Source organism: Vibrio sp. 2-1-2a (genome assembly GCF_032648565.1).
GTDB classification, from domain to species: Bacteria; Pseudomonadota; Gammaproteobacteria; order Enterobacterales; family Vibrionaceae; genus Vibrio; species Vibrio diabolicus.
This window is the reverse complement of the sequence record NZ_WBOH01000002.1, coordinates 185,543-211,946: the sequence shown is the minus strand read 5'-3', so window position 1 is coordinate 211,946 and position 26,404 is coordinate 185,543. Positions and strand designations below refer to the sequence as shown.

The following is a 26,404-nucleotide window of genomic DNA, read 5'->3' as shown; positions in this document are numbered from 1 at the left end:
TTTTATTTGTATTAACCCGCTAAAATGTCGGTTGCCACTTTGTAGCTTGGGTCTTCCTTCACATTGATTTCAACCAAGCTGCCCGCTTTATCTAAAAGCTTGCGGCAATCTGGACTTAGGTGGCGAAGGTGCAGCGTTTTACCTTGAGAGTTGTAACGCTCTGCTAGTGTTTCAATCGCTTCAATTGCGGAGTGATCCGTCACGCGAGAGTCTGCAAAATCGACAATCACATCTTTTGGATCTTCAGGCGCGTTAAACAACTCCAAGAAGTTAGCGGCAGAACCAAAGAAAATAGGACCGTGAATCTTGTACTCTTTTGAACCTTCCTCGTTTAAGCACGTGTCGGCATAGATGTGCTTAGCGTGTTGCCATGCAAACATTAATGCAGAAACGATAACACCAACTGCTACGGCAACAGCAAGGTCAGTAAGAACAGTAACAACGGTCACAAGAACAATAACGAAGAAGTCTTGCTTCGGTACGCGGCGCGCTAGCTTAAATGTTGCCCATTCGAATGTACCAATTACAACCATGAACATCACACCAACCAGAGCAGCGAGTGGGATCATTTCAATTAGCGAAGAAGCGAATAAGATAAACATCAATAGAGCGATAGCAGCAACGATACCAGATAGACGACCGCGACCACCTGAGTTTACGTTGATCATCGACTGACCAATCATTGCACAACCACCCATAGCCCCAAACACAGAACAAGTCATGTTTGCCATACCTTGACCGATACATTCGCGGTTAGATTGACCACGAGTGTTCGTCATCTCATCTAAAACTGTCAGCGTTAGCAGAGATTCAATTAGACCAATGGCCGCTAGAATGATCGCGTATGGAAGAATGATTTGTAGAGTTTCTAGCGTAAATGGCACCGCCGGAATAGAGAAGGTCGGCAGTGAACCTGCGAGTGTTGCCGCTTCATCACCAGACATTGTACGCAAGAAGTCAACAACAGTGCGAGTTTCCAGATCCAAACCAACCACTAAAGCAGTCACCGTTACGATTGCAACAAGTGAAGAGGGTACAGCCGTTGTGATTTTTGGTAGAAAGTGAATGATTGCCATAGTTAGCGCAACCAAACCAAGCATTAGTAGCATTTGGTCTTGTGGTAGCCAAGTAAGCATGCCGTTGATATCTGGCGCTTTAAACTGACCCAACTGAGCTAGGAAGATAACAATAGCCAGACCGTTCACAAAACCAATCATCACAGGGTGAGGCACGATACGGATGAACTTACCCAATTTAAACATACCAGCGGCAATTTGAAGTATACCAGCGAGCATGATGGCTGCGAATAGGTACTGGACACCGTGAGTCGCGACAAGCGAAACCATTACGACTGCCATGGCACCTGTTGCACCAGAGATCATGCCGGGGCGACCACCGAAAATGGAAGTAATAAGACCAACGATGAATGCAGCGTAAAGACCGACCATCGGATCTACGCCTGCGACGAACGCAAATGCGACAGCTTCAGGAACCAATGCTAGCGCAACGGTTAAGCCTGATAGCACATCATTTTTTACGGAGTGCTTAGAAAATTGGGGAAATTCGAACATGTTTGTTTTTAAGTTCTCTTTGCAATGAGTTAAACCCGACACATATTCGTATTTGCACAAGCCACTGAGTGGTTGATTTCTAATCAAATATTGCAGTGTAAACCGTAGTATTAAAAGAGCAGCATCAGAATGGTGTCGAAAACTTGAGTCGGCGCATGCTACCGAAAAGTGTGATTAAGTTCAAGAATGATACGAATAATGGCGTACAAATGTGATCACGAATTGGTATTTATATGAACAATTTATTGGGCAAATATGAAGATAAAAAAAGGCTACCATCTGGTAGCCTTTAATTTATTTATGCCGTTAAGCAGTTGAACGTAATGATTTAGCCTAGTTAAAGTTAGGCTTTGTCATCTCTGCCGATGCGCGGTTTTTAGCCACTTGGCTACCCGCACCTTTAGCTTGGTAACGTTCGGTTTTGAACGGCGCTGCTGCAACCGTGATTTCGCGTAGCTCTTGAGGGCCAGGTGCTTTCGTCATCGGTGCGCTAGCGTTTAGCTTAGCCGCAACTTTAATGGCTTCGACTTTAGGCTCTGGTTTAGCTACTGGCGCTTCGGCTGCAATCTCTTTTGCTGCTTCAACCACAGGCTCTTCAGCTGGTGCCGTTTCTACAATGGCATCAACCGGTTCAGCATGTTCAGTTGCAGGAGTTTCAACGATAGGCTCTACAGAGGCTGTTTCTACTACTGCCGATTCAGTTTTTTCTGCGATTACTGCTTCCACAACAGGTGCTTCTACTGCTGGAGATTCAACTTTCGCTTCAACTGTTTCTTGAACCTTTGATTCAACAACTGGTGCTTCTGTTACAACAGGTTGCTCGCGGCGAATAATCACTTTACCCATAGCCATTTCTGGGCAAGCAAAACCACCTTGCATTGTAGGTACTGCTGCTACTGCTTCTTCCTTAACTTGCTCTTCTTTCTTAGGTGCTGGTTTCGGAATGTAGCGTGGCATTACTTTACCCATAGCCATCTCAGGAGAAGCTACACCACCTTTACGCAGGCGGAACGGGTTAGGACGGCGATCGCGACCACGGCGACGGCGCTGACCGCTTGCACGCAGGTGACGTGGCGAACGACGGTTACGACGTTGCTTAGACTCTGCTTGCTTGTTGTCTTGCTGTGCTTCTACCGCTGCTTCTGTTGGCTTCTCAACTTTGGTTTCAACTGTTTCTTGAGTCTTAACCGCCGTTTCTTCTGTTTTCTTCTCAACCGCTTCTTGGTCTTTAACGCGTACAGACTTGTTCAGTTTGCGACGTTGGCGACGCTCCTTCACTTTTTCTGCTTTCGTGTTTTGTTGCTTTGGTTTGCTCTCTTCTGGTTTTGTTTCAGTTCGAGCTTCCGCTGCTAGCTGCAGACCTTTTTCCGCTACTTTTGCATTTGCTTTTTGCTCTTGGGCTTTGTCTGCTTGTTGAGCTTTAGGCTTACGCTTTTGGTTGCGGTTTTGCTGTTTATTGGTTTGTTGTTGCGCTTCGTTTTGCTCATTCGCTTGCTCATCACGAGGCTTACGACGACGTCGGTTATCACGGTTATCACGATTGTCGCGGTTCTCACGATTATCGCGTTGGTTGTTATTGCGACGACGATCATTGCGATCACGTTTGTTGCGTCGATTATCGCGATTTGGCTTTTTCTCTTCCTGAGGTTTCGGTTCTTCTTTTACTTCTTCAGAACCGCCGAATAGGAAACTACCAAGTGCTTTAAACAAACGGCTGAACAGTCCAGGTTTTTCTTCTTGTTCAACTTTCTGTTCTTTCTTCTTCGCCTCAGGGGCAGGTTTAGCTGCTGGTGCAGGTGCCGTTTGAGAAGGAGCCGCAAAGCCTTTAAGAACAGGTTCTTCGATTCGTTTAGGTTTTACGTCAACTTCCGCTGGCTCTTTACCTTCCGCTTCTTTCATTGCTTCCAGTTTTTTAGGAAGTAGGTAAGAAATCAGATCGAATTCTTCACCTTCACGAACACGGATAACTTCGAAGTGCGGCGTTTCCATGTCAGAGTTTGGAACAACCGTAATCTTCACTTCTTGAATGCGTTCGATATGGTTAACTGAACGACGTTTTTCGTTCAACAAGTAAGAAGCGATAGGCACAGGTACAACTGCGAGAACTTGCGCTGTATTGTCTTTCAGTGCTTCCTCTTCGATTAAACGAAGTACAGAAAGTGCTAGAGATTCGTTGTCGCGAACGACTCCAGTACCGCTACAGCGAGGACAGATGTGGTGGCTTGCTTCTGCTAGAGAAGGGCTTAAACGTTGACGTGACATCTCCAACAAACCAAAGCGAGAAATACGACCGATTTGTACACGAGCGCGATCAAGACGAACGGCTTCACGTAGACGGTTTTCTACTTCTCGTTGGTGGCGAACAGGTGTCATATCGATAAAGTCGATAACCACTAAGCCACCCAAGTCACGTAGACGTAACTGGCGAGCAATTTCGTCGGCTGCTTCTAGGTTCGTGTTTAGAGCTGTTTCTTCAATATCGCCGCCCTTGGTTGCACGAGCAGAGTTGATATCGATAGACGTTAGTGCTTCGGTTGGGTCAATAACAATAGAACCACCAGATGGCAGACGCACTTCACGTTGGAAAGCTGATTCAATTTGGCTTTCGATTTGGTAGTGGCTGAATAGCGGAACTTCGCCTTCATATTTCTTAACGCGGTTAAGGAAATCAGGGCGCACCAATTGAATGTGCTCTTTTGCACGTTCGTAGATGGTGTTGCTGTCAATTAAGATTTCGCCAATATCACGACGTAAATAGTCACGGATTGCACGAACGATAACGTTACTTTCTTGGTGGATTAAGAATGGAGCAGGGTTAGAGTCCGCTGCACCTTTGATTGCACCCCAGTGGTTAAGTAGTACATTCAAATCCCACTCAAGTTCTTCAGCACTCTTGCCAACGCCAGCAGTACGTACAATTAGGCCCATGCCCTGAGGCAGTTCCAAAGTACTTAATGCGGCTTTTAGTTGAGTACGCTCGTCACCTTCGATTCGGCGAGAAATACCGCCTGCGCGAGGGTTGTTAGGCATCAGAACAAGGTAACTACCAGCAAGAGAAATGAAAGTAGTAAGAGCTGCGCCCTTGCTTCCACGTTCTTCTTTTTCCACTTGAACGATAACTTCTTGGCCTTCCGTTAGCACTTCTTTGATGCTTGGACGACCTTGGTAGGTGTAACCTTCAGGGAAATATTCGCGGGCAATTTCTTTGAGAGGGAGGAAACCGTGACGCTCGGCGCCGTAATCAACAAATGCGGCTTCTAAGCTTGGTTCGATACGTGTGATACGTCCTTTGTAGATATTCGCTTTTTTAGATTCATGACCTGGACTCTCGATATCAAGATCGAAAAGTCGCTGGCCATCAACCAGAGCGACACGCAACTCTTCTTTTTGAGTTGCGTTAATTAACATTCTTTTCATTGAAAATTCTCGTTGTCTTTTCTTTTATATCTTTCTTGTCGACTTGCCACTGTTTTTTCGCTCTTTCACGGTGCCTGATCCCATGGCTTGTATTTTGCAGCCTCCCGGCTGGAAGGGGATGCTCTCGGGCACTTCAGTCATCACAAGCCTCTTGCGGTTTCTGTTGGAAACGTAGACTTGTGACCCGCTATTTGGGCGGTAGGTACTCAACGTGAATATGCGAGGAGTAGGGTGGCAAGAGTGTTGAATTCGATGTGTCTCACGCCAATGCTGCACTCGACCTTCAACGATCTACTCACATTGCTTGAGGATAAATGATTGGTAATGAATAAAATGTAACCAAACCTTCCTTAGCAGCTGTGAACTATAGCAGTGCGCGTGGCTATCAGCAATCTGCTTTCACGCAAACGATAGAAAATTTGCCGCTAAACTCAAAATTTCTAATTTATAACTGGCTGTTTCATAAGCAATTGAGATGTGTAAACTGATCAAGACAGAAAACAAATTGAGAACTCGATTGAGAGTTTTAATAATTTAAACAAAAGCTTGGCGAAATTTAGACCAGTTCGTACTACCAAGTGTTTCTTTTACGACAAGAATAATGTGAAGTCGCGCGAAATTGAGTTTACAATACCGCCCATGAGCGAAATAAGAACAAAAGTCCAGTTCGTCGACATTGACGAAGATATGGCGGGTCAGCGCATTGATAATTTTTTGCGCAACCAATTAAAAGACATCCCTAAAAGCATGATTTACCGAATCGTGCGTAAGGGCGAAGTACGTGTAAATAAAAAGCGTATAAAAGCAGAGTACAAGTTAAAAGCAGGCGATCTCGTTCGTATTCCACCGGTGACAGTCGAGAAAAAAGATGACGATGTCGCGCCAAGTACGAAACTAAACAAAGTCGCAGAGTTGGAAGATATGATCATCTTCGAAGATGATCATATGTTGATTCTAAACAAACCATCTGGTACCGCTGTGCATGGTGGCAGTGGCTTAAAGTTTGGCGCGATTGAAGCGCTTAGAGCTCTGCGTCCTCAAGCTCGCTTTCTTGAACTTGTGCATCGTATTGACCGTGATACTTCAGGTATCTTGCTGGTTGCTAAGAAGCGTTCTGCACTTCGTCACTTGCAAGCCCAGTTTCGTGAAAAGACAGTGAAGAAGTTTTACTTAGCTCTTGTCATGGGACAATGGAAAAGCAGTTGTAAGGTTGTGAACGCGCCACTGCTTAAAAACGAAGTGAACAGTATTGTTCGTGTTAACCCTAACGGTAAGCCGTCTGAAACGCGTTTTAAGATTTTGGAAAAGTTTGAACAAGCAACATTGATTCAAGCGAGTCCGATTACTGGTCGAACTCACCAAATCCGAGTTCATACACAATATACGGGCCACCCAATCGCTTGGGATGATCGCTACGGTGACCGCCGCTTTGATGCTTACACAGGTCAAGTTGGTTTAGATCGTTTGTTCCTACACGCGGCAAACATCAAGTTCCAACACCCATCAAATGATGAGTGGATGGAAATCAACGCACCGATGGAACCGAAGCTAGAAAAAGTGTTGGCGGGTTTAAGAAACGCGTAACCATGTTTTCCTCGCGGATGCAAGAAGGGAGCCTGTGGCTCCCTTTTATCATATTTTGATCAAAGGACATCGAGTCCTTGAACATGCAACATATCAATCAAATCAATCAATGGTAGTCCGACAAGTGTGTTCGGGTCTTTCCCCACTAATTTGTTAAACAAACAAATTCCCATTCCTTCGCTTTTAAAACTGCCTGCGCAGTAAAAAGGTTCTTCCCTGTCGACGTAGCGCTCGATTTGTTCAAGCGTCAAATCTCTAAAGTGTACTTCGAAAGAATCAAAGCCGACTTCTGTATGGTTTGTGACGGTGTTATGTACCGCAAGACCAGTATAGAAAGTGATGACTTTTCCACTTTGAGACAAAAGTTGATTTATTGCGTTGTCTCTATTTAAAGGTTTGCCAACGATTTCACCATTAATGACACAAACCTGGTCACTGCCGATAACTAAACTTGCTTTATCCGTCTGGCAAGATGTTGCTTTCTCTTGGGCCAATCTTTGCACCAGTTCAAGAGGCGTTTCCTGGTCAAACGGTGTTTCATCGCAATCAGGTGATAAACAAATGAACGGTAGTGAAAGCTTTTCAAGCAGTTGTTTACGAAAAGGGGAGGTTGAAGCTAAAACCAGTTGGTAATTTTTCATTTTGAATTACAATTCGTGGGAGCATTTCCGATAGGATAATCGATCAAAAATGATTCTGGCTAATGCTCTGTATGTTAAGCGTAAAAAAGTACAACTTTTTTGCCTTTTTCTTTGACTAATTTTGATTTGGAAGATAATATTCGCGCCCTATGCAAAAGGTAAAAATACCGCGAACGGTTGACCCAGCGAAAGCTGCACAGAAACGATTAGATTACGATGGAATCATCCAAGCTAGTCTTTTCAAGCGCTTAGCGGAAACAACTGAAGGCGTAAAACGCGACGCAGAAGTCTCATTGTCATTTGGGATGGATGAACAGCGACTCGTTGTTATCTCTGGTAAAGCTAACATCGAAGTCGATTTAGAGTGTCAGCGTTGTAATGAGGTATTCGCACATGAGTGCGAAGTTGAATTCCTTTCTACTCCTTACTACGGTGAGAAAACGGAACAGGAAGCACCAGAAATTTATGATTTGGTAGATCTAAATGAATATGGTGAATTAGACCTTATACAACTGGTTGAAGACGAGTTCATCTTAGCATTACCTCAAATTGCGATGCACGATGAAGCGGATTGTAGCGTTGATTCAAATAACATGGTTTTTGGTGAGATTCCTGAAGAAATTGAGGAAGAAAAACCGAATCCATTCGACGTTTTGAAAAGTCTGAAAAAGTAATAGGTGTGGTAACCGATTCTTCTTCAGGTTTTTAACCCAATAGTATAGGAGTAGGGTCAATGGCCGTACAGAAAAACCGTAAAACTCGTTCTAAGCGCGGTATGCGTCGTTCACACGATGCGCTAACTACAGCTGCTCTATCTGTAGACGCGACTTCTGGTGAAACTCACCTACGCCACAACGTAACTGCTGAAGGTTACTACCGTGGTCAAAAGGTTATCAACAAGTAAGGTTGAACCTTTGCAAAGTATTACCGTTGCACTTGATGCAATGGGCGGGGATTTCGGTCCACGCGTAACAGTGCCTGCCGCCGTGCAGGCACTGTCTCATTTCCCAGAGCTAAAAGTGATTCTTATAGGTGATCAATCTCTGATCACGTCTCAATTATCTCAACTCGGTACCTCGACCAGTTCCCGCTTGACTATTCTTCATAGTGAGAAAGTTATCTCGAACTCAGAAAAACCTTCATTGGCACTACGTAATAGCCAAAATAGTTCCATGCGTATGGCTATCGATTTGGTTTCTGAGCAGAAGGCGGATGCTTGTGTTAGTGGTGGCAACACCGGTGCATTAATGGCACTATCGCGTTTCATTCTTAAGTTACTTCCTGGTATTGAACGTCCTGCTTTAGTTTCAGCTTTACCGACGATTACTGGAAAGCGTACTTGGATGCTAGATCTAGGTGCGAATGTATCGTGCGATGCTGATAGTTTGTTCCAATTTGCTGTAATGGGCAGTGCATTAGCAGAAGAACACTTAGGTTGTCCTCCTCGCGTTGCTGTACTCAATATTGGCGCAGAAGAGATTAAAGGTAACGATTTAGTCAAACGTTGCGCAGAAATGCTTTCTCAGACCGACGCGATTAACTTTGTTGGTTATATTGAAGGTAATCAAATTTTGCATGATGTTGCAGACGTCATTGTATGTGATGGGTTTGTCGGCAACGTATGCTTAAAAGCCAGTGAGGGAACAGCTCAACTTTTTATCGAAAAAATTAAAACCAGTATGATGGCGTCAACGATAAAGGGTTGGATTGCTAGAAAGTTGTTTTCTCGGCTATTTAATGAACTAAAAACACTGAACCCCGACCAGTATAACGGCGCAAGTTTGCTAGGATTGCGCGGCATTGTCATAAAAAGCCATGGAAGTGCGGATGTATCTGCGATTGTCAATGCACTTGGCGAGGCAGTACACGAGGTCAAACGACAAGTACCAAGCCGTATTAGCGATCGTTTGGAAGCGGTTTTACTCGAGAGGCATTATTAGTCTTCATGTATAGCAAAATTTTAGGTACTGGCAGCTACCTGCCATCTCAGGTGCGTACAAACGCAGATCTAGAGAAAATGGTAGATACAAGTGATGAGTGGATCGTTGCTCGCACGGGTATTAAAGAGCGTCGAATTGCTGCAGAAAATGAGACTGTAGCGGACATGGCATTCTACGCAGCTGAAAACGCTATCGATATGGCGGGTATTGATAAAAACGATATCGACCTGATTATCGTAGCCACAACGAGCAGTAGCCATACTTTCCCTTCATCTGCGTGTCAGGTGCAGGCAAAGCTTGGCATTAAAGGTTGTCCAGCTTTTGACTTAGCCGCTGCTTGTTCTGGTTTTGTGTACGCATTATCTGTTGCAGACCAACATATTAAATCGGGTATGTGTAAAAACGTACTTGTTATTGGTTCAGATGCTTTGTCTAAAACGTGTGATCCGACAGACCGTTCAACCATTATCCTATTTGGTGATGGTGCCGGAGCCGTTGTCGTAGGCGCTAGCCAAGAGCCAGGTATTATTTCTACCCACATATACTCGGATGGTCAATTCGGTGAGCTACTAAGCCTACCTGTACCTGAGCGTGGTCAAGATGCTGACAAATGGCTTCATATGGCAGGTAACGAAGTATTCAAAGTCGCTGTCACTCAGTTATCGAAACTAGTAAAAGATACGCTTGAAGCCAACAACATGCATAAGTCTGAACTAGACTGGCTAGTACCGCATCAAGCGAACTATCGAATTATTTCGGCAACAGCGAAAAAGCTTTCAATGTCTTTGGACCAAGTCGTGGTGACACTAGACCGACACGGGAATACTTCTGCGGCGACAGTACCGTCTGCGCTGGATGAAGCTGTGCGCGATGGTCGCATTAAACGCGGGCAGACTTTATTGCTAGAGGCGTTTGGTGGCGGTTTCACTTGGGGCTCTGCTCTGGTGAAGTTTTAAGTTTCACGAGAATTCAAAATTTAAGGTGCACTTGGTGCATCTTATTTCTTTTTACTTTGCTTAAAGGAAAACAACATGAGCAAGTTTGCTATCGTATTTCCAGGTCAAGGTTCTCAAGCTGTAGGTATGCTTGCAGAACTTGGCGAACAATATGAAGTAGTAAAACAAACATTTGCAGAAGCATCTGACGCACTAGGTTACGATCTATGGGCGCTTGTTCAAAATGGACCTGCAGAAGATTTAAACGAGACTTTCCGCACTCAACCAGCTTTGCTAGCTTCATCTGTTGCAATCTGGCGTGTATGGCAGGAGCTCGGTTTAGAGCAACCAGCAAACCTAGCTGGTCACAGCCTAGGTGAGTATTCAGCACTTGTATGTGCGGGTGTGATTGACTTTAAAGAAGCAATCAAGCTGGTTGAATTACGCGGTAAGCTAATGCAAGAGGCGGTACCAGCAGGTACTGGCGCTATGTACGCGATTATCGGTTTGGCTGATGATGCGATTGCAAAAGCGTGTGAAGACGCAGCGCAAGGTGAAGTGGTCTCTCCAGTAAACTTTAACTCGCCTGGTCAGGTAGTTATCGCGGGTAGCAAAGATGCAGTAGAGCGTGCGGGAGCACAATGTAAAGAAGCTGGTGCGAAACGTGCGCTTCCTCTTCCTGTTTCAGTGCCATCACACTGTGCGCTTATGAAGCCAGCAGCGGAAAAACTTGCAGTAGCTCTTGAGTCTATCGAATTTAACTCACCACAGCTTCCAGTTATCAACAACGTTGATGTGGTCGCTGAGACAGATCCTGCAAAAATCAAAGATGCGCTTGTTCGTCAGCTACATAGCCCAGTTCGCTGGACTGAAACAGTCGAGCTTATGCACGAGCAAGGGGTAGAACAGCTTCTTGAGCTTGGTCCTGGTAAGGTTTTAACAGGTCTAACAAAACGTATCGTGAAAACGCTAACTGCAGCAGCAGTGAATGATGTTGCGTCGCTAGACGCGGCGAAGTAATCCATCAAGCGATAAAACTTGCGATAAGAAAAGGAAACACAACATGATGAATCTAGAAGGTAAGATCGCGCTAGTTACCGGCGCAAGCCGTGGTATTGGCCGCGCGATCGCGGAACTTCTTGTAGAGCGCGGTGCGACGGTTATCGGTACGGCTACTTCTGAAAATGGAGCGGCTGCTATCAGCGAGTATCTTGGTGATAACGGTAAAGGTCTAGCTCTTAACGTGACCGATGTCGAGTCTATCGAAGCGACACTAAAAACGATCAACGAAGAATTTGGTGTGATCGATATTCTGGTGAATAACGCTGGTATTACTCGTGACAACCTATTGATGCGTATGAAAGATGATGAGTGGAACGACATCATCGATACCAACCTAACGCCTATCTACCGCATGTCTAAAGCGGTTTTACGCGGCATGATGAAAAAACGTGCGGGTCGTATCATCAACGTAGGCTCGGTTGTTGGTACCATGGGTAACGCAGGTCAAACTAACTACGCAGCAGCGAAAGCGGGCGTGATTGGTTTTACTAAATCAATGGCTCGTGAAGTTGCGTCTCGTGGTGTAACAGTGAACACTGTTGCCCCTGGTTTCATCGAAACTGACATGACAAAGGCACTAAATGATGAGCAACGTGCGGCAACGTTGTCGAACGTGCCAGCTGGTCGTTTAGGTGACCCACGTGAAATTGCATCAGCAGTAGTTTTCCTTGCTTCTCCTGAAGCAGCGTACATTACTGGTGAAACTTTGCATGTAAATGGTGGCATGTACATGGTTTAATGAGACAGTTTGTGCAAAATAAGCTATTTTACATTGTGAAAAATAGCCTATAGTTGCAGTTAACTGTCATGAACTTGTCATGCTTATGCGCAAGATTTGTGCATGATTTAAGTCAAAAATGTATTGAAATTCGGTTAAATTCGCTAATTTTGTGGTTTGACCAGCAAGGACCCCCTTGCAACTTTCAATAGTTCGAATAAACTACGGAATCATCGCATTAGGCGAAATCTGTAAAGGAAAAGAAAAATGAGCAACATCGAAGAACGCGTAAAGAAAATCATTGTTGAACAGCTAGGTGTAGACGAAGCAGAAGTTAAAAACGAAGCTTCTTTCGTTGACGATCTAGGTGCTGATTCTCTAGACACTGTAGAACTAGTTATGGCTCTAGAAGAGGAATTCGACACTGAGATTCCTGACGAAGAAGCTGAGAAGATCACTACTGTTCAAGCTGCAATCGACTACGTAAACAGCGCTCAGTAATTAGCTCTCCCAGGCGGTCTCCTAGACCGCCTGTGTTCTTTCTAACTTCTTCTATCCTCTCATAGAAATATTCAATTCCCGGAGAATTATATCGTGTCCAAGCGTCGTGTAGTTGTCACTGGCATGGGTATGTTGTCACCGGTAGGCAACACAGTAGAATCATCTTGGAAAGCCCTGCTAGAAGGTCAAAGTGGTATCGTGAATATCGAGCACTTTGATGCTACGAACTTCTCAACTCGTTTTGCAGGTCTTGTTAAAGATTTCGATTGCACAGAGTACATGTCTAAAAAAGATGCTCGTAAGATGGATCTTTTCATCCAGTACGGCATTGCAGCGGGTATTCAAGCTCTTGATAACTCTGGCTTACAAATTACCGAAGAAAATGCGGCTCGAGTTGGTGTTGCTATCGGCTCAGGCATTGGCGGTCTAGATCTGATCGAAACAGGTCACACTGCATTAGTAGAAAAAGGCCCTCGCAAAGTTAGCCCATTTTTTGTTCCTTCGACCATCGTAAATATGGTTGCAGGTAACCTATCTATCATGCGTGGTCTTCGTGGTCCAAATATCGCGATTTCTACAGCATGTACTACTGGCCTACATAACATCGGTCATGCTGCACGAATGATTGCGTACGGCGATGCAGATGCGATGGTTGCTGGTGGCGCAGAAAAAGCGTCTACGCCTCTTGGCATGGCTGGCTTCGGTGCAGCTAAAGCGCTATCTACTCGTAATGAAGAACCTCAAAAAGCGTCTCGTCCATGGGATAAAGGCCGTGATGGCTTTGTTCTAGGCGATGGTGCTGGCATGATGGTGCTTGAAGAGTACGAACACGCGAAAGCACGTGGCGCGAAGATTTACGCAGAACTGGTTGGTTTTGGTATGTCTGGTGATGCTTACCACATGACTTCTCCAAGCGAAGATGGCTCTGGTGGTGCACTTGCGATGGAAGCGGCAATGCGTGACGCGAACATCACAGGTACCCAAGTAGGTTATGTGAATGCTCACGGTACATCTACTCCTGCTGGCGACGTTGCAGAAATCAAGGGCGTGAAACGTGCTCTTGGTGAAGAAGGTGCGAAGCAAGTACTTGTATCATCAACTAAGTCTATGACTGGTCACCTATTAGGTGCAGCAGGCTCTGTTGAAGCAATTATCACGGTTATGTCTTTGGTTGACCAAATCGTTCCACCAACGATTAACCTTGATGATCCAGAAGAAGGTCTAGACATCGACCTTGTGCCGCACACTGCGCGCAAAGTTGAAGGTATGGAATACGCTATCTGTAACTCGTTTGGCTTTGGTGGTACAAACGGTTCTTTGATCTTCAAAAAGTTCGCTGAGTAACACTATCTAACCTTATTTAGATAAGCGAAACTTGTATTCTAACGGCTCGATGCTTAGCATTGAGCCGTTTTGTTTTATTTGTTGTCTGCTAATTTGAAGGTACGCGAATGTTTTGGGTAAATGGAGTTCCACAAACGCATGTAGAACTGGGTGATCGCTCATTCCAATACGGCGATGGAGGCTTTACCACCATCCTGACCCAAAACGGAGAGTTGGTTTACTGGCAAGAACACATTGAGCGTATGAAGTCCTGCCTTGACGTATTGAAGATCTCTTCCCCTGACTGGCAAGTTGTGCGTGATTGGGCAAGCAAAGCGGTTTTATCTGATGCACAAGCTGGGGTGAAAATTCACGTTAGCCGTGGTATTGGTGGGCGAGGGTATAGTCCTAATGGGATTGAAGGCCCTATCGTGACGATCTCCAATTTTGCATTTCCTTCTCATTACTCTTCTTGGCAAGAAAAAGGCGTGGATTTGGGCGTTTGTGAGACTCGTCTCGGGATCCAACCTTTACTTGCTGGACACAAGCACAACAACCGTTTAGAGCAGATTCTCGCCAAGGCTGAAATCGACGATACCGAGTTTGCAGATGCAATAACGTTAAATGTGCAAAACCATGTCATTGAAACTACAATGGCCAACCTTTTTTGGGTTAAAGGTAATAAAGTATTTACACCGGAACTGACCTTATCTGGCGTTGCGGGCGTAATGCGTCGTAAGGTGCTTGAGTTACTAAAAGTAAGTCATATTGAAGTCATCGAGGGACGTTTTATACTTCCAGATTTGCTGAGCGCAGACGAGGCTTTCATGTGTAACTCAATATTAGGTGTCGCACCAATTCGCAGCATAGTGGCATCTAACTCTAAGACTATATTTCCGATAGGAAAATTGACTCAACGACTGCAAGGGAATTTAACTACGTGATTAAAAAACTGTTGGCTTTTGTTGTGCTGATCGCAGTGATAGGCGCAGCAGCTGTTTTTTATATAATTTCACAGGCTAAACAATACGTTGAAAAGCCTATTCTATTGGAACAACCTCAGCTGTTTACTGTAGAAAGTGGTACAAGCTTTCATCATGTCATGCGCGCCTTAGTTGAAGATGAGGTAATTGAAACGTCGGAGTACATCCGTTTAATACCTCACTTATATCCAGAACTGTTGCAAGTACGAGCGGGCACTTATCAACTAGAGCCTGGTATGTCGCTTTCGCAAGCATTGGAGCACCTGAACACCGGAAAAGAATACCAGTTTGCGATCACTTTTGTTGAAGGCAGCCGCTTTTCTGAGTGGGTAGAGCAATTGAAAAGTGCTCCTTATTTAGAGCATGACTTAACCGATCTACCAGAAAAAGACATGGCAGCAAAGTTGGGTATTGAGCGAGAAAAGCTTGAAGGACTGTTTTTAGCAGAAACCTACCATTACACGGCGGGTGCAAGTGAAAGCCAATTATTAAAACGAGCGCATCGAAAACTTAATAAGATTCTGGATGCTAACTGGGAAGCTCGTCAAGAAAAGCTGCCATTGCAAGACAAATATGAAGCCTTGATTCTGGCGTCTATCATCGAGAAAGAGACGGCCATTGACTCTGAGCGTGAGCGCGTCGCTTCTGTGTTTATCAACCGATTGAACAAACGCATGCGTTTACAAACGGATCCGACGGTTATTTATGGTATGGGTGATGCTTACGACGGAAATATTCGTAAGAAAGATTTGCGCACGCCGACACCATATAACACCTATACCATCAATGGCTTACCTCCAACCCCAATCGCGATGGCAGGTGAAGCCTCTATTGAAGCGGCTTTGAATCCAGAAAGCAGTAACTATTTATATTTCGTAGCAAGTGGAAAGGGCGGACACGTATTTTCGAAATCCCTTGCAGAGCACAATCGTGCTGTTCGAGCCTATTTAAGAGAACTAAGAAAGAACAAATGATGAAAGCAAACTTTATTGTCGTTGAAGGCCTAGAAGGCGCGGGTAAAAGCACTGCGATTAAAACCGTTTTAGATACGCTAAAAGCGGCAGGTATTGAAAATATCGTAAATACTCGTGAGCCAGGAGGCACGCCGCTAGCAGAAAAGATGCGCGCTCTGGTGAAAGAAGAGCATGAAGGCGAAGAACTTAAAGACATGACGGAGTTGCTTCTTCTATATGCTGCACGTGTCCAGTTGGTTGAGAACGTGATCAAACCAGCTTTGGCGAACGGTCAGTGGGTGGTGGGTGACCGCCACGATATGTCGTCGCAGGCTTATCAAGGTGGTGGCCGTCAGATTGACGCGTCGCTAATGAAAAACCTTCGAGACACAACGCTTGGTGATTTTAAACCTGCTTTCACTCTCTATATGGATATCGACCCTCGCGTTGGGCTTGAGCGTGCGCGTGGGCGTGGTGAGCTCGATCGTATCGAGAAGATGGATATCAGCTTCTTTGAACGTACACGAGAGCGTTATTTGGAGATTGCTCATGCTGATCCTTCTATCATTATCATTAACGCTGAGCAGGCGATCGAAGACGTGTCGCGTGATATTCGGGACGCTCTTAACGAGTGGTTAGCTCGTCAATAATAAGTGAAACTTAAATTTAGGTGACTCATGTTAAATGATTATCCATGGTTGCAGCCATTATGGGATAACCTCAAAGTAGGGCTAGAGTCGGACAGAATACCAGGTGCGCTTTTATTGCAAAGCGAGCAAGGCTTAGGCATCGAAAAACTTATCGAGTTTTTTAGCCAAGCACTTCTTTGCCAAAATTACGCCAGTGAAGCGTGCGGTTTTTGTCATAGCTGTCAATTAAATCAATCACACAACCACCCAGATTTACACTGGATCAAACCAGAAAAAGAAGGAAAAGCGATAACGGTGGACCAAGTTCGAGCTTGCAACCGTCTTGCTCAGGAATCATCACAGCTTAATGGTTATCGCCTATTTGTTATAGAGCCAGCGGACTCTATGAATGAATCGGCATCGAATGCATTGTTAAAAACGCTAGAAGAGCCTGGGGCAAAGTGCTTGTTTTTGCTCGTTACCCACAATCAGGAGCGCCTGCTTCCAACGATTCGTAGCCGTTGCCAACACTGGGTTGTTGCGCCGCCGTCAACGGAACAAGCGATGCAATGGATGCGCGAACAAGGGGCGCAGCAAGTTCCTGCTTACGCCTTAAAACTGAATATGGGCTCTCCGATAAAAACATTGGATGCGTTAAATAATGGCGATCTCGATGCTTACTTGGCTTTTGAGCGCACTTTTATTAAGGCGATGTCTTCTCCTGCCTCAGACATTTCTGAGTGTGCTTCTTTAATGGCTAAACACTCGGAGCAATCACTAGACTGGGCGTGGTATTTACTGACAGACGCTCAGAAAGCGCAGTTTGGTGTATCAGAAGCACAAATGCTTCCTGGCGCTATAAAGTTTCAGCCGAACAACTACAACGGTTTGTACTCATCAGCGAAGGCGCTGATGGACCTCAAAGCTCAGGTGCAAGCCTTTCCTGGTCTAAACCTTGAGCTACTATCAATGAACTGGTTAATTGAATCACGAGAGGTATTATGTTCGTAGATTCTCATTGTCATTTAGACAAATTGAATTACGACGATCTCCACATCAATGTGGAAGACGTTATTAACAAAGCTAAACAAGCAAAGGTAACCGAGCTGCTTTCTGTGGGAGTTACGCTGGATTCTTTCCCTAAAATGATGGAAATGATTGAGCCTTATGAGAATGTTTATGCTTCGTGCGGTGTACACCCACTTGATGTTGAAAGCGACTTTTCGATGGACGTGCTACGTCACCACGCATCGAATGAAAAAGTCGTTGCCATTGGTGAAACAGGCTTGGATTATCATTATAAGCCAGAAACGGCAGCGTTACAGAAAGAGCGTTTTGAGCAACACGTTGATCTTGCGGTGGAGCTTAACAAACCTTTAATTATCCATACTAGAAACGCACGTGCGGATACTCTAGATATTTTGCGTAAGGGTGGGGCGGAGAAATGTGGTGGTGTTATCCACTGTTTTACAGAAGATCTTCCATTTGCTGAAGCTGCACTTGAGCTGGGGTTTTATATTTCTATCTCGGGGATTGTCACTTTCCGTCAAGCTACAGAGTTGAAAGAAGTGGTGAAGACTCTACCTCTAGAGAAGCTTCTCATTGAGACAGATTCTCCTTACTTGGCTCCAGTCCCTCACCGAGGTAAAGAGAATCAACCTGCTTATGTTGTCGAGGTGGCTTCTTATATTGCGCAACTCAAATCGTGCTCTCTTTCTGAAGTGGTACAAAAAACCACCGAAAATTTCCGAAATCTTTTTTTGCGATGAAAAATCAATAAGAGCATAAAAAAGGAGCGTACGCTCCTTTTTTGTTGATAAAAACAACAGATATACTCATGAGTTTAATGTTTACTAAAAATGTTGATTTAATAACATTCAAAAATCACAAATGTAATTTTGTTACTAAAAATAACATTGGAGCGTATTTTATTTACGCCTTAAAATTAATTATATAAATAATAAACTCTTTATAAAACAGTAATATAACTGCAATGCAAACCTTTTCATCAGCTGTTTTTGGGTGTGATCCAAGACTTGTTTTGAAACTAAATTTCGTAACTGTGTGGAAAGTTTGAGGGTCATCAATATATATTTAGAGCCGGAAAATATAATGCAGTTGTGGTTACATTTTCATTGGGTGCTAACCTTTAGGCTACGGGGGTGTGCCGTTAGTGCCCAAATAATACTTATAAATTTATCAGGAGCATAAACATGTTTAAGAACCTTTTTGCTAACCTGCAAAAAGTTGGTAAGGCGCTGATGCTTCCAGTATCAGTTTTACCAGTTGCAGGTATTTTATTAGGTGTGGGTGCTGCCCATCTAAGCTTTATTCCAGAGATCGTTTCTAATCTTATGGAACAAGCTGGTGGTTCAGTATTCGGCCAAATGGCACTTCTATTTGCAGTAGGTGTAGCTCTAGGCTTCACTAATAACGACGGTGTTGCTGGTCTTGCAGCAATCGTTGGTTACGGCATCATGACTGCAACGCTAGGTGTAATGGCGGGTGTTATGGGTGTTGAGAAAATCGATACAGGTGTACTAGGTGGTATCCTTGTCGGTGGTGTGGCTGCTTGGGCATTCAACCGTTTCTTCAAAATTCAACTTCCAGAGTATCTTGGCTTCTTCGCTGGTAAGCGTGCAGTGCCTATCATCACTGGTTTTGCAGCGATCATCCTTGGTGTTATCCTTTCTGTAATTTGGCCACCAATTGGCGGTGCAATCTCTGCATTCTCTGATTGGGCTGCGCACCAAAACCCACAACTAGCATTCGGTATCTACGGTGTTGTAGAGCGTTCTCTAATCCCATTCGGCCTACACCACGTATGGAACGTACCGTTCTTCTTCGAAGCTGGTTCTTGTGTTAACGCTGCTGGTGAAGCTCAAAACGGCGTACTAACTTGTTACCTAGTTGCTGATGAAGCATCTCGTGCTGCTGGTAATGGCTTCGGTCAGCTAGCGGGTGGTTACATGTTCAAGATGTTTGGTCTACCAGCTGCAGCAATCGCAATTGCTCACTGTGCTAAACCAGAAAACCGCGCAAAAGTAATGGGTATCATGGCGTCAGCTGCACTGACTTCATTCCTAACTGGTATTACTGAGCCTATCGAATTCTCATTCCTATTCGTTGCTCCACTACTATACGGTATCCACGCTCTACTAGCTGGTTCTGCATACATTGTTTCTAACACTCTAGGCTTTGTACACGGTACTTCTTTCTCTCACGGTCTGATCGACTTCCTAGTTCTATCTGGTAACGCTCAGAAGATGGGTCTAATGATTGCTGTTGGTCTAGTATACGCAGTGATTTACTACGTAGTGTTCCGTGGCGTAATCACAGCACTTGACCTAAAAACTCCTGGTCGTGAAGATGAAACAGAAAGTGCGGCAGCAACTTCTGGCTCTGACATGGGTGGTGAACTGGTTGCAGCGTTCGGTGGTAAAGCTAACATTACTGGTCTAGACGCATGTATCACTCGCCTACGTGTCGCGGTTGCAGATACAGCAGCTGTTGACCAAGACAAACTGAAACAACTTGGCGCTGCTGGTGTTGTAGTTGTTGCAGGTGGTGTACAGGCTATCTTCGGTACTAAGTCTGACAACCTAAAAACTGAAATGGATGAGTGGATCCGTAACCACGGCTAATCACCGTCATTCATAACAATGAATAAAAGGAGGCTTCGGCCTCCTTTTTTAGTTCCTCTCCCATTGCTAAAAGTGCTTTCTGAGTGTGATCCTAAACTCATCTTTACTTTTGCCAGTCTTTTCATACATCGCGCTTACTCATCGTTGACATATTGAAACACCACTATGTTTGAATAACGCATGATGTTTTTTTAATAATTGATAACGTGTATGAAGAGCAAATTAATTTTATTAGCAGGACTAGTTTCTAGTACCGCAATGGCGGCAAATGAGCCAACGAACTTGTCTGTTGGTATGGCTGTCGATCAACAGTTGAGTGTTGTTGTTGAGTTAGATAATAAGTATCGCGGCATTATCGGTAACGATGGTATGGCGTTTGATTACATAGCTAAACGTGGAACATTCGATCAAAACATGCCTGTGACCTGGTATGTTGGCGTTGGTGGTTGGTATGAATGGGATGATGAGTTTGGCGTGCGTGTACCTCTCGGTGTGAACTGGGATTTATCACGCGGCTGGGATCTTTATGGTCAAATACACCCAGAGCTAGATCTTTACAAAGGTGCTGACTTACAACTTGGTGGTGCCGTTGGCATCAAATACAGTTTCTAGAATAAAAGAAACATAAAAAAACGCCGGTATTTACCGGCGTTTTTTGTTTGGAATGCAATACTGCTATTGTTTATCCATGGCTCGCTTGATACAAACGGCCGCGCCGCCCCAAGTGATACCTAAACCAATAACCATCATAATAATTGCGCTGATTGTCATTTCGCTGTCTCCTTGCGATTCACTGCGTTAATCACTAGACCAAAGATAAATAGTGCGGCGATAAGTGCCCAGCCTACAGTTAGATCATAACCACCGTAGCCTTCAGTAAATAAAGCATAAAGCTTAGTCGCTAAGATAATGGCGAGCATAATCGGTGTTACGAAGCGTAAACAGATCTCAAACCATTGACCAATAGAGAAATCAGAGCGCTCATTTACGTAATTACGTACTTCAGGTACGCGTTTCAATAGCCACGCCATCAATACAATCTCAACCAAGCCGCCTACCATAATGCCAACGTTGTTTGCGAAGTGGTCTACTAGGTCTAGCAGCAATAGACCGCCATTTGTTGCGAACGCCATAGAAACCACAAAACCAGTTCCGATTACAACGTTTGCAGCTTTTTTTCGGCTCCACTTTAGCTTATCGATGATGGCGGAGGTTACGGCTTCCATGATAGAAATGTGCGAACTTAGACCAGCAACCACCAGTGCAAAGAAGAACAGAGGACCAAGAATATATGGTGCGGGTAATAAGTTAATTGCCGCAGGTAAAGTAACAAAAGCAAGGCCAACGCCTGCAGATACCACTTCTGTTAGCGGTTTACCTTGTTCTTGAGCCATGTAACCCAAGACAGAGAAGATCATAATACCAGCTAGGATGGAGAAGCCACAGTTGATCAACACGGTCATAAACGCGTTATTCGTGATGTCTGATTTTTCTGGCAGATAGCTAGAGTAAGCCAGCATGATCGCGAAGCCGATGCTTAGGGTAAAGAAGATCTGACCGTACGCAGCTGCCCATACTTTCACATCCCAAATTTTGCTGAAATCGGGTTCAAACATGTAGTTAACGCCATCCAAAGCTCCTGGCAAGAAAACCATACGTCCGATTAAAAAAATCACCATCAAGAATAGTATTGGCATCATGATTTTAGATGCGCGCTCAATCCCTGATTTCACGCCTTTGGCAATGGCGGTATAAGTAATGGCCCAAGCAATCACCATAGATAAGGCTATCTTCCATTGAATACTGCCTAAGTTTGTTGGTGAGTTGTCACCTAACTTTAGGTACTCGCTAAAGAAAAATGCGTTTGTATCGGTTCCCCAACCTTGAGTGAACGACAACCCAAAGTAAGAAATTGACCAACCGATAACTGCAACATAGTAAACGGCGATAACTGCTGCAACACCAACTTGGAACCAGCCAAGCCATTCAAATTTAGAATGAATTTTCGCTAGCGTTTTTGGTGCTGAGCCTCGGTACTTTTGTCCCATACTGAACTCAAGGATCATAAATGGAATACCGGCCGTGATCATGGCGAAAATGTAAGGAATAAAAAATGCGCCGCCACCGTTTTCATAGGCCATATATGGAAAACGCCAAATGTTTCCCAAACCGATAGCAGACCCGACTGCTGCTAAGATGAATCCCGCTCGGGATCCCCATTGTTCTCGCTTCATATTTGACTCCTATACGACTCCCTGAGGAATGAAGCTCTCTCCGTAACACAGTAATATTTGCGTAAACTGTTGGAAGAAAGGACCGCTGTTATCTATCAGCTTTTCTATCCTTAATTCTAGCTTATTATAATTTTCTAGAGCTATATTCTGGTTACTGTGAGAGAAAGTAGATTATTAATCTTAAAGTTTTGATGTGTGTTTGATAAAACTGAAATATTTATCTGTTTTCACTAATCAGACTAACTTCTAATAATACTTAGCGCAATAGAATCTAAATGTTAACTTAGATGCGTTATCTAGTTTTAATCTTGTTAAATTTGAGTTTGATTATGGTTTTGTGTGGGGGATTGGTTGGTTGTATGGAATAAATGACTAGAATCCAATAATCGACTTGGTGTTTAAAACTATTTTGATGAACTAGGGCGTACGGCTATCTTTTGCGCGCCCCGCTAGAGAATGCTTCGTTACTTTTCTAAGCGATGATGTCTAAATGATATTTTCTATCTGCTTTGTGTAGGACTCGCCCAGCACTCTTTGTGGCGAGTCCTACGAAGTGAAGTGTACAAAAAATTAGAAACGGAAACTAAAACCAATATTTGATTGGAATTGGTTCATCCAATCGGTATCGAACTTAATGATGCAGTTTGAGCCGTCATTAGGTAGGGTACAGGCTCCAGAGGTATCGTTATCAACGACCGTTCCTAACCATCTCAATTGGGCTGTCAACGCAAAGTTCTTTGAAAACTCATATTCCAGCCCTGCAAAAGCGCTAGCCGAAAATCCGTATTTTTTGTCTACCCAATCAACATCGGCGTAAGAGGCTCCCAAGCCAACACCAATATAGGTTTGCCAGTTTTCTGCAACAGGGTAGTACATGCTGCTTTGAAATTGCAGGTAATGGATGTCTGCCGAATTTGATAACTTTTCAAGTTCTGTTGATTGGTTGGAGTAAAATAATCCAATTCTTCCTTTCTCAAAAGGCGTCTCGATTGAAAGCGCGTAGTTCACTGCGGGATCGAGGTCGTATGTATTGCCACTTTCGTCTTCTACTTGACCGCCACCTGTATAGCCTATGAATGGAGTAACGATAATATTGGCTTGTGCACTTACCGCGGTGCTGAGCAGTATGCTTCCTACCAGCCAGCTGAGTTTTTGGTTCATGTCCTATCTCCTTATTATGACTAAGCTAATTGTGATGGGTTAGTCAAAATTGCGCGACTAAATTAAGCAAATCTTGAACATATTTCACACTGGTGTTATTAATTTGTTACATATTAAGGAGGTGTTTATGGAACACGATCTAAAATCCGCATTAATCATCGTGGTGACTGTTTTTGCAGTACTTTTGTCGTTTGGCATCATTGCGATTACAACGGCTTAAGATAACTACTTTTACCAAGTGTTTTAACAAAATGGCGTGAGCCTATGATACGTAACAGCGGTATAATCACAGAAAGCCATACTGAGCTTGATGTCAAAGTTTATGAGCATTTCAGGCATGGAAAAACTGCTTTAGTCACGCAAGGTGGAGGGCAGAGAGGGATTTTTACCGCTGGCGTATTAGACGCATTTTTACTTTCCAACTTTGATCCTTTCGATGAATTCTACGGTACCTCTGCTGGGGCACTCAATTTATGCTCTTACTTATGTCGTCAACACGGTATGGGCAAAGCTTTTATTACCGAGCTGACAACGTCTCCCGAATTTTTTAATCTGTTTCGTTATATTCGAAAGCAGCAGTACTTGGGTTTAGAGTGGGCGTTAGAGCGGATTCAAGATTTCCCTTACAAGCTTGATCTTGATTTAGGCCGCAGTGCACTAGGAGGACGAGGTGCGTTTGCAGCGGTAACAAATGTGGAGACGCTATCGGATCAATATTTACCAATCTTGGGTGACACGTGGTTTAACACCATGTTAGCAACATGCGCGATTCCTAAGTTGTACCACGGACCTGTCGACGTTAATGGCAATAAGTTTGTTGATGGTGGTGTGTCGGCTTCTATCCCTGTTCAAGAAGCGTGGCGTCAGAATGCTCGCAACATTATTGTCATCCGAACAGAACCGTTCTCGGAGATTGAAGCGAGAGCGCAAAGTGAAGTAGGGGATGTACCTGTCGAATGGTATCGAGAGTCTATCAATTCGGTGCAGCAATCATGGCAGCAAAAAGTGAATCGATGGAAGTTGGATTGGGCTTCGTTCTTCCAACAAAAAATTAATGCCGCCCATCAGTCGAAGCTTGCCGGAAAAATGCTATTGAATGGAGGCCGTTGGTTGTTCGGAGCTGATAATTTGTATCGTCTAAGCCATTTAATCGGTGAGAATTTTGACTCAGGTTTAGCCGACATGCTGATGATTCACTATCAAACATTTGAGCTCACTCAGGCCTTTATATCTGCTCCACCTGACGACACTTTCATTTTACAAATCGCGCCTAAAGAGGGGCTTCGTTCTTCTTCTTTGTTAAGTGACCAAGAATCACTAGAGCATGATTATCAACTCGGACTTCAGGCGGGGTTTAATCTGGTTCAACTCTATGACCAACTGAATATTGAAATTGATGGCAGAGAGAGTGCATAACCTTTTGTATTAACGACATACGCTAAATACAAAGTGAAGTGTAAATAAATGAGGCTCCGTTTCGGAGCCTCATTCGTGTGCGTACCTAATCTCTGTGGTTAATAGGGTTAGGTATAAAGGTTATGCTTGCAGAATTCGCATGCAGTTGGTTGAACCAACGACATCCATTACATCGCCTTGAGTGATCATGACTAAATCACCCTTGTGCAAGAATCCTTGTTCTTTAAGGCTGGCAATCGCAGCTTGAGCTGTCGGTAAACCTGCATCACTTTTTGACTCGAAATATACCGGTGTCACGCCTCGGTATAATGCAGCTCGATTGAGCGTGGATTCATTACGTGATAAGGCAAATATTGGTAAGCCAGAGCTTAAGCGAGACATCATCAACGCTGTTCTGCCAGATTCTGTTAACGAGATCATCGCTTTAATTCCTTCCATGTGATTCGCAGAGTACATGGTTGCCATTGCGATGGTTTCTTCAGCGGTTTCGAAGGTGCGATCTAAGCGATAAGTGGATAGGCTTGCCTCAGACATCTTTTCTGCGCCCACACACACCTCGGCCATGGATTTGACCGTTTCTACAGGGTATTTACCTGCTGCGGTCTCTCCAGACAGCATCACTGCGTCAGTGCCGTCTAGAACCGCATTGGCCACGTCCATCACTTCAGCACGCGTCGGCATCGGGCTAGTAATCATGGACTCCATCATTTGTGTCGCAGTAATTACGATGCGGTTTAAGCTGCGTGCTCGGCGAATCAGCTTTTTCTGGACGCCAATAAGTTCAGGATCGCCGATTTCTACCCCCAGATCGCCACGCGCAACCATCACCACATCGGATGCGAGAATAATATCGTCAATAGACTCATTAGTCGCGACGGTTTCTGCTCGTTCGACTTTGGCCACCAGCATGGCTTCGAGGCCCGCATCTCTGGCTAGGCGTCGAGCGTAATGCATGTCTTCGCCGTTACGTGGGAACGAAATAGCAAGGTAGTCCACTTGAATTTCTGCGGCGGTAAGAATGTCGGCTTTATCTTTCTCTGTGAGCGCATCGGCTGACAGTCCGCCGCCTTTTTTGTTGATACCTTTATTATTAGATAGTGGGCCACCAACAATCACACGTGTATGAACTTTATTGCCTTCGACGCTGGTGACTTGCAGTTGAACGCGTCCATCATCGAGTAACAGAATGTCGTTTGGTGACACATCTTGCGGCAGTTCTTTATAATCTAGCCCTACGGACTCTTGGTTGCCTTCACCTTTTGGTAAATCACTGTCTAATGTGAATTTATCGCCCACATTTAACATGACTTGGCCGTCTTTAAAGGTCGATACGCGGATTTTAGGGCCTTGCAAGTCACCAAGAATTGCGACCTGACGCCCAAGTTTTGCCGCAATAGTACGGACTTTTTTGGCGCGTTGAATGTGGTCTTCACTGGTTCCATGTGAGAAATTCATACGGACAACGTTTGCACCGGCTTTGATGATCTCCTCAAGTACATTGTCCTTATCCGTTGAAGGACCAAGCGTGGTGACAATTTTTGTTCGTCTTAGTTTGGAAGTCATAGATTCTCCGATGAATGTATGTGTAAAGGTAACTTGAACTCTATCCTTACTTTCCTCAATCGCTCTCAAGGTCTGCCTCGTTGCTGAGCCCACACCTTAAAGCTGCTTGAGTATAAGTATATGCACAGA

The 26,404-nt window shown here is 44.4% G+C and carries 25 protein-coding genes; 18 read left to right on the top strand and 7 right to left on the bottom strand.

Going from position 1 to position 26,404, the window contains the following annotated elements:
• Positions 1–11 precede the first annotated feature (11 nt).
• Positions 12–1,571 carry a SulP family inorganic anion transporter gene (locus F7Y48_RS05595; protein ID WP_005396973.1) on the bottom strand — a complete coding sequence of 520 codons (1,560 nt, stop codon included), beginning with the start codon at positions 1,569–1,571 and terminating at the stop codon, positions 12–14.
• A gap of 333 nt (positions 1,572–1,904) precedes the next feature.
• Positions 1,905–4,988, bottom strand: coding sequence for a ribonuclease E (rne, locus tag F7Y48_RS05590; RefSeq protein WP_150919140.1), 3,084 nt, complete (start codon positions 4,986–4,988; stop codon positions 1,905–1,907).
• A gap of 639 nt (positions 4,989–5,627) precedes the next feature.
• Between rne and rluC the strand changes: the two genes are divergently transcribed.
• A complete protein-coding gene (gene rluC / locus F7Y48_RS05585; protein WP_005396975.1) occupies positions 5,628–6,572 on the top strand; it encodes a 23S rRNA pseudouridine(955/2504/2580) synthase RluC in 945 nt (314 codons plus the stop codon).
• A 59-nt stretch (positions 6,573–6,631) separates the two neighbouring features.
• Here rluC and F7Y48_RS05580 read toward each other — a convergent pair whose 3' ends face one another.
• Positions 6,632–7,213 carry a Maf family protein gene (locus tag F7Y48_RS05580; protein ID WP_005396976.1) on the bottom strand — a complete coding sequence of 194 codons (582 nt, stop codon included), beginning with the start codon at positions 7,211–7,213 and terminating at the stop codon, positions 6,632–6,634.
• Between the two features lie 149 nt (positions 7,214–7,362).
• On the opposite strand from F7Y48_RS05580, the gene yceD reads away from it, so the two are divergent.
• From yceD to F7Y48_RS05505, 15 genes are all read left to right on the top strand, one after another.
• Positions 7,363–7,887, top strand: a complete 525-nt coding sequence (yceD, locus tag F7Y48_RS05575; RefSeq protein ID WP_005396977.1) for a 23S rRNA accumulation protein YceD — start codon at positions 7,363–7,365, stop codon at positions 7,885–7,887.
• Between the two features lie 59 nt (positions 7,888–7,946).
• Positions 7,947–8,117, top strand: coding sequence for a 50S ribosomal protein L32 (gene rpmF, locus F7Y48_RS05570; RefSeq protein WP_005396978.1), 171 nt, complete (start codon positions 7,947–7,949; stop codon positions 8,115–8,117).
• Between the two features lie 10 nt (positions 8,118–8,127).
• Positions 8,128–9,153, top strand: coding sequence for a phosphate acyltransferase PlsX (gene plsX, locus F7Y48_RS05565; RefSeq protein WP_012841590.1), 1,026 nt, complete (start codon positions 8,128–8,130; stop codon positions 9,151–9,153).
• 5 nt (positions 9,154–9,158) lie between these two features.
• Positions 9,159–10,109: a beta-ketoacyl-ACP synthase III gene (locus F7Y48_RS05560; protein ID WP_005396980.1), complete on the top strand. Its 951-nt coding sequence runs from the start codon at positions 9,159–9,161 to the stop codon at positions 10,107–10,109.
• 75 nt (positions 10,110–10,184) lie between these two features.
• On the top strand, positions 10,185–11,108 hold the full coding sequence (gene fabD, locus F7Y48_RS05555; protein WP_182036427.1) for an ACP S-malonyltransferase: 924 nt from the start codon (positions 10,185–10,187) through the stop codon (positions 11,106–11,108).
• 46 nt (positions 11,109–11,154) lie between these two features.
• Positions 11,155–11,889, top strand: a complete 735-nt coding sequence (fabG, locus tag F7Y48_RS05550) for a 3-oxoacyl-ACP reductase FabG (RefSeq protein WP_046874492.1) — start codon at positions 11,155–11,157, stop codon at positions 11,887–11,889.
• Positions 11,890–12,135: 246 nt separating this feature from the next.
• Complete coding sequence (gene acpP / locus F7Y48_RS05545) at positions 12,136–12,369, top strand: acyl carrier protein (RefSeq protein WP_004406112.1); 234 nt, start codon at positions 12,136–12,138, stop codon at positions 12,367–12,369.
• A gap of 93 nt (positions 12,370–12,462) precedes the next feature.
• Complete coding sequence (gene fabF, locus F7Y48_RS05540) at positions 12,463–13,713, top strand: beta-ketoacyl-ACP synthase II (RefSeq protein ID WP_167426379.1); 1,251 nt, start codon at positions 12,463–12,465, stop codon at positions 13,711–13,713.
• A gap of 107 nt (positions 13,714–13,820) precedes the next feature.
• Positions 13,821–14,636 (top strand): aminodeoxychorismate lyase, encoded by an 816-nt coding sequence (pabC, locus tag F7Y48_RS05535; RefSeq protein WP_182036428.1) that lies wholly within the window; start codon positions 13,821–13,823, stop codon positions 14,634–14,636.
• Entirely contained in the window at positions 14,633–15,649 is a 1,017-nt protein-coding gene (gene mltG / locus F7Y48_RS05530; protein WP_124008342.1) for an endolytic transglycosylase MltG, read from the top strand. Before pabC ends, mltG begins: the two co-directional genes overlap by 4 nt.
• Positions 15,646–16,278 carry a dTMP kinase gene (tmk, locus tag F7Y48_RS05525; RefSeq protein WP_031780597.1) on the top strand — a complete coding sequence of 211 codons (633 nt, stop codon included), beginning with the start codon at positions 15,646–15,648 and terminating at the stop codon, positions 16,276–16,278. Before mltG ends, tmk begins: the two co-directional genes overlap by 4 nt.
• A 27-nt stretch (positions 16,279–16,305) precedes the next feature.
• Positions 16,306–17,268 carry a DNA polymerase III subunit delta' gene (locus tag F7Y48_RS05520; RefSeq protein WP_258506697.1) on the top strand — a complete coding sequence of 321 codons (963 nt, stop codon included), beginning with the start codon at positions 16,306–16,308 and terminating at the stop codon, positions 17,266–17,268.
• On the top strand, positions 17,259–18,026 hold the full coding sequence (locus F7Y48_RS05515) for a TatD family hydrolase (protein WP_316682164.1): 768 nt from the start codon (positions 17,259–17,261) through the stop codon (positions 18,024–18,026). Before F7Y48_RS05520 ends, F7Y48_RS05515 begins: the two co-directional genes overlap by 10 nt.
• 444 nt (positions 18,027–18,470) lie before the next feature.
• Positions 18,471–19,901 carry a PTS glucose transporter subunit IIBC gene (gene ptsG / locus F7Y48_RS05510; protein WP_006743155.1) on the top strand — a complete coding sequence of 477 codons (1,431 nt, stop codon included), beginning with the start codon at positions 18,471–18,473 and terminating at the stop codon, positions 19,899–19,901.
• Between the two features lie 210 nt (positions 19,902–20,111).
• Complete coding sequence (locus F7Y48_RS05505; RefSeq protein WP_005396996.1) at positions 20,112–20,513, top strand: hypothetical protein; 402 nt, start codon at positions 20,112–20,114, stop codon at positions 20,511–20,513.
• 63 nt (positions 20,514–20,576) lie between these two features.
• Here the strand turns inward: F7Y48_RS05505 and F7Y48_RS05500 are convergent, their stop codons facing one another.
• The 3 genes from F7Y48_RS05500 to F7Y48_RS05490 form a co-directional block, all read right to left on the bottom strand.
• Positions 20,577–20,672 carry a MetS family NSS transporter small subunit gene (locus F7Y48_RS05500; RefSeq protein WP_005372963.1) on the bottom strand — a complete coding sequence of 32 codons (96 nt, stop codon included), beginning with the start codon at positions 20,670–20,672 and terminating at the stop codon, positions 20,577–20,579.
• The gene (locus F7Y48_RS05495) at positions 20,669–22,135 is read right to left on the bottom strand and encodes a sodium-dependent transporter (RefSeq protein ID WP_258506695.1); all 1,467 of its coding nucleotides are present in this window, start codon (positions 22,133–22,135) and stop codon (positions 20,669–20,671) included. Before F7Y48_RS05495 ends, F7Y48_RS05500 begins: the two co-directional genes overlap by 4 nt.
• 570 nt (positions 22,136–22,705) lie before the next feature.
• Complete coding sequence (locus F7Y48_RS05490) at positions 22,706–23,296, bottom strand: porin family protein (RefSeq protein ID WP_258506693.1); 591 nt, start codon at positions 23,294–23,296, stop codon at positions 22,706–22,708.
• 127 nt (positions 23,297–23,423) lie between these two features.
• On the opposite strand from F7Y48_RS05490, the gene F7Y48_RS05485 reads away from it, so the two are divergent.
• Positions 23,424–23,516, top strand: coding sequence for a YnhF family membrane protein (locus F7Y48_RS05485; RefSeq protein ID WP_005372970.1), 93 nt, complete (start codon positions 23,424–23,426; stop codon positions 23,514–23,516).
• A 44-nt stretch (positions 23,517–23,560) separates the two neighbouring features.
• The gene (locus F7Y48_RS05480; RefSeq protein WP_005398215.1) at positions 23,561–24,712 is read left to right on the top strand and encodes a patatin family protein; all 1,152 of its coding nucleotides are present in this window, start codon (positions 23,561–23,563) and stop codon (positions 24,710–24,712) included.
• Between the two features lie 120 nt (positions 24,713–24,832).
• On the opposite strand, the gene pyk is transcribed toward F7Y48_RS05480, so the two are convergent.
• Positions 24,833–26,275 carry a pyruvate kinase gene (gene pyk, locus F7Y48_RS05475; RefSeq protein WP_005398214.1) on the bottom strand — a complete coding sequence of 481 codons (1,443 nt, stop codon included), beginning with the start codon at positions 26,273–26,275 and terminating at the stop codon, positions 24,833–24,835.
• Positions 26,276–26,404: the final 129 nt, after the last annotated feature.

Excerpts from the sequence above, each read along its gene's own strand:
- F7Y48_RS05490 (WP_258506693.1), bottom strand. The coding sequence starts at position 23,296 with ATGAACCAAAAACTCAGCTGGCTGGTAGGAAGCATACTGCTCAGCACC.
- F7Y48_RS05560 (WP_005396980.1), top strand. The coding sequence starts at position 9,159 with ATGTATAGCAAAATTTTAGGTACTGGCAGCTACCTGCCATCTCAGGTG.
- rpmF (WP_005396978.1), top strand. The coding sequence starts at position 7,947 with ATGGCCGTACAGAAAAACCGTAAAACTCGTTCTAAGCGCGGTATGCGT.
- F7Y48_RS05500 (WP_005372963.1), bottom strand. The coding sequence starts at position 20,672 with ATGACAATCAGCGCAATTATTATGATGGTTATTGGTTTAGGTATCACT.
- F7Y48_RS05505 (WP_005396996.1), top strand. The coding sequence starts at position 20,112 with ATGAAGAGCAAATTAATTTTATTAGCAGGACTAGTTTCTAGTACCGCA.
- pyk (WP_005398214.1), bottom strand. The coding sequence starts at position 26,275 with ATGACTTCCAAACTAAGACGAACAAAAATTGTCACCACGCTTGGTCCT.
- ptsG (WP_006743155.1), top strand. The coding sequence starts at position 18,471 with ATGTTTAAGAACCTTTTTGCTAACCTGCAAAAAGTTGGTAAGGCGCTG.
- F7Y48_RS05595 (WP_005396973.1), bottom strand. The coding sequence starts at position 1,571 with ATGTTCGAATTTCCCCAATTTTCTAAGCACTCCGTAAAAAATGATGTG.
- acpP (WP_004406112.1), top strand. The coding sequence starts at position 12,136 with ATGAGCAACATCGAAGAACGCGTAAAGAAAATCATTGTTGAACAGCTA.
- F7Y48_RS05580 (WP_005396976.1), bottom strand. The coding sequence starts at position 7,213 with ATGAAAAATTACCAACTGGTTTTAGCTTCAACCTCCCCTTTTCGTAAA.
- tmk (WP_031780597.1), top strand. The coding sequence starts at position 15,646 with ATGATGAAAGCAAACTTTATTGTCGTTGAAGGCCTAGAAGGCGCGGGT.
- rluC (WP_005396975.1), top strand. The coding sequence starts at position 5,628 with ATGAGCGAAATAAGAACAAAAGTCCAGTTCGTCGACATTGACGAAGAT.
- F7Y48_RS05520 (WP_258506697.1), top strand. The coding sequence starts at position 16,306 with ATGTTAAATGATTATCCATGGTTGCAGCCATTATGGGATAACCTCAAA.
- fabD (WP_182036427.1), top strand. The coding sequence starts at position 10,185 with ATGAGCAAGTTTGCTATCGTATTTCCAGGTCAAGGTTCTCAAGCTGTA.
- F7Y48_RS05515 (WP_316682164.1), top strand. The coding sequence starts at position 17,259 with ATGTTCGTAGATTCTCATTGTCATTTAGACAAATTGAATTACGACGAT.
- F7Y48_RS05480 (WP_005398215.1), top strand. The coding sequence starts at position 23,561 with ATGATACGTAACAGCGGTATAATCACAGAAAGCCATACTGAGCTTGAT.
- pabC (WP_182036428.1), top strand. The coding sequence starts at position 13,821 with ATGTTTTGGGTAAATGGAGTTCCACAAACGCATGTAGAACTGGGTGAT.
- F7Y48_RS05495 (WP_258506695.1), bottom strand. The coding sequence starts at position 22,135 with ATGAAGCGAGAACAATGGGGATCCCGAGCGGGATTCATCTTAGCAGCA.
- fabG (WP_046874492.1), top strand. The coding sequence starts at position 11,155 with ATGAATCTAGAAGGTAAGATCGCGCTAGTTACCGGCGCAAGCCGTGGT.
- rne (WP_150919140.1), bottom strand. The coding sequence starts at position 4,988 with ATGAAAAGAATGTTAATTAACGCAACTCAAAAAGAAGAGTTGCGTGTC.
- yceD (WP_005396977.1), top strand. The coding sequence starts at position 7,363 with ATGCAAAAGGTAAAAATACCGCGAACGGTTGACCCAGCGAAAGCTGCA.
- F7Y48_RS05485 (WP_005372970.1), top strand. The coding sequence starts at position 23,424 with ATGGAACACGATCTAAAATCCGCATTAATCATCGTGGTGACTGTTTTT.